The organism is Flavobacterium sp., from assembly GCF_044373165.1.
Classification (GTDB): Bacteria; Bacteroidota; Bacteroidia; order Flavobacteriales; family Flavobacteriaceae; genus Flavobacterium.
Window position 1 is genome coordinate 1 of record NZ_JBILQL010000141.1, and the last position, 2,546, is coordinate 2,546.

Below are 2,546 nucleotides of genomic sequence, written 5' to 3' on the forward strand. Positions count from 1 at the left end.
CGTTTGTATTTGCAGTAGTAACTGTAGCTCCCATAAAAGTTATTAGTTAAAAAGTTCCCAAATTTAGATTTTTTTTCTTATTTAAAGAAATATAAAAATAAAAACAAACAAATCCATAAGAAATCAAGAAAGTGCCAATACATCGCACCTAGCTCAATGCCAAGGAATTGAGTTGAATTGTATTTTTGTTTAAAATGATTATAAATTATAATTAAAAGCGAAATAATTCCTCCTGCCAAGTGCGCCAAGTGAACCACTGCTATGACATATAGGAAAGTAGTTGCAATATTGCTTTCCGGTCCGGTAAAATAATACCCTTGTTCAATGAGCTGACCAAAACCTGCAAACTGCAAAGCCACAAACGCTATTGCCAACCCTAATGTAACTAAAAGCAATGCAGAAACTAAACCTCGATTGTCTTTTTGAATGGCATTCTTCGCCAAATGAAAAGTTACACTACAAAGCACTATAGCCAAAGTACTAAAATAAAAAGCTGTGGGAAATTGAAAATCTTTCATCCAATCTTCTCTCGACTTACTCACCACAAAAGCACTGGTGATTCCGGCAAACATCATGGTCATGCTGGCCATAGCAAACCACAATAGTAACTTTTGGGAACGTGCCTTTCTGGCTTGGTGTTCATCTATCGACATCATTGTTGCCATACTATCTTAAAAATTTATCCGTGATGTAAACTATTTGTAATAATGTAATATAAGAAACACTAACCAACATTAGTGTTCGTGCGGCTTTGGCTGTTCTCAATTGATATAATTTTATCGCATAAAAAACCATCCAAATCCCCAACAAAAATACGATTCCTGCCGCAACAGGAGAAATAAACAATTTTCCTGTGTAACCTAAACAAGGCAATAAAGAAGCCACGAGCAACCAAACCGAATATAAAATAGTCTGTAAAGCTGTTGAAGTATCTTTTTTACCTGTTGGCAACATAAAGAAACCTGCTTTTTCATAATCTTCATACAAAAACCAACCTATGGCCCAAAAATGTGGGAACTGCCAAAAAAATTGTATTAAAAAAAGCGTTCCGGCTTCAATCCCAAAATGATTTGTAGCGGCTACCCAGCCTAACATAAAAGGAATAGCGCCCGGAAAAGCACCAACAAAAACCGAAAGCGGTGTTACAGTTTTCAATGGCGTATAAATACTGGTGTATAAAAAAATGGAGATCGCACCAAACATGGCAGATTTCGGATTAATCATATACAACAAAATCAATCCGACTATAGTGAGCAAACTGGCCGCAAACAGTGCTTGATTTGGCGCCATTCTCCCTGAAGCTACCGGACGGTTTTTAGTGCGATCCATCAAGGCATCTAAATCTTTTTCAATGACTTGATTAAACGCATTAGAAGCGCCAACCATACAATAACCGCCAATCGCTAACATGAACAAAGTTGACCATTGCAAACTATCAAAATCTTCAACACCCAACAAATATCCGGCTATAGAAGAAAAAACAACACTAATAGCTAAACCTGCCTTAGTGATTTCTTTAAAATCAGTTGCCATTTGTTTGATTGAAAAAGTAGTAGCCGTCGCGTTCATCCTTAATTTAAAGCTCGTGCAAAGGTACTTTATAGAAAACGATTTGACAAAAAAATATTAAAGATAAATTTCAGATTTAGCAGTTGTTGAAGCGAATGTCAGCTGTGTATTTGCCAACCTTGTTCCCGCTTTCCGCGCTACAAGGTAGCCGACTCCAATCGGGGCTAAAAGAGTAAGCGAATGGCGTGTTGGGAATCTATCAAAAAACGCCCCACTAACTAACCGCTAATAGTCAAAATACCAGTTGAAAATATCACATCGCAAGCCGACAGAAAACCAAGTAGTGCTTTCTTTAACTGCCAAGAAGGTCTCGGTTGACGGCGTAAAGTTTCTGTAAATCAAGCTTCCGTAAAGTTTCATATTAGTGGCAGGATTGATTAGATAACCGGCTTGTAAATCGGCTATAAACACATCGGTTTTGTTGCCTTGTCCAACCACTACTCCTGAATCAAAAGGTCGTTGATCGTCGTAATCGCGGTAAATATCGCTTCCGTAATTAAAACTGTTGGTGTTGTTGTTAATATCCAAACCACGAGTCCCTAACGTAATTTTAGCATCGGCAAAATAACGGCCGTTATGGTAACGGGCTATGGCAATAAATTCTCTGAAATTGCCGCCCCATTGGTGTCCTAAACTCTGGTTATTGTGACCGTAATTGGTAAGTGCCTCACTGTGTGCATATACATAAGGACGAACTGCATTGTACTCCGCCTGCAACAATAGATTCTTAATCTTGAAAGCATTGAAATATTTGGCTCCTAACTGATATCCGAATTTATTTTTCCAACTCTTATTGCCCGAACGGACATCTTCCAACGAAAACTCATCCAACAAAAACTGCCCGTAAAACTGAATTTGGTTGTTCCATTTGTATTTAGAGGTCAAGCCCAACATAGCATTGCCGCTTCGAGAAGAGGAAGCAAATTCTACCGAACGATAAAAAATCAACGGATTCACAAAACTCATGTCAAACCCGC

Annotated in this window: 2 protein-coding genes and 1 pseudogene; all 3 read right to left on the bottom strand. The window is 38.2% G+C overall.

Features of this window, described 5'->3' with window-relative positions; translation table 11 throughout:
• Nucleotides 1-77 precede the first annotated feature (77 nt).
• Nucleotides 78-656, bottom strand: a complete 579-nt coding sequence (locus tag ACIQ32_RS11755; protein WP_396195872.1) for a heme-copper oxidase subunit III — start codon at nucleotides 654-656, stop codon at nucleotides 78-80.
• 10 nt (nucleotides 657-666) lie between these two features.
• Nucleotides 667-1,569, bottom strand: coding sequence for a heme o synthase (gene cyoE / locus ACIQ32_RS11760; protein WP_396195873.1), 903 nt, complete (start codon nucleotides 1,567-1,569; stop codon nucleotides 667-669).
• Between the two features lie 225 nt (nucleotides 1,570-1,794).
• Nucleotides 1,795-2,546: pseudogene (locus ACIQ32_RS11765) on the bottom strand (gliding motility protein RemB); the annotation flags it as partial.

Coding starts and splice junctions, on each gene's coding strand:
- ACIQ32_RS11755 (WP_396195872.1), bottom strand. CDS start 656: ATGATGTCGATAGATGAACACCAAGCCAGAAAGGCACGTTCCCAAAAG.
- cyoE (WP_396195873.1), bottom strand. CDS start 1,569: ATGAACGCGACGGCTACTACTTTTTCAATCAAACAAATGGCAACTGAT.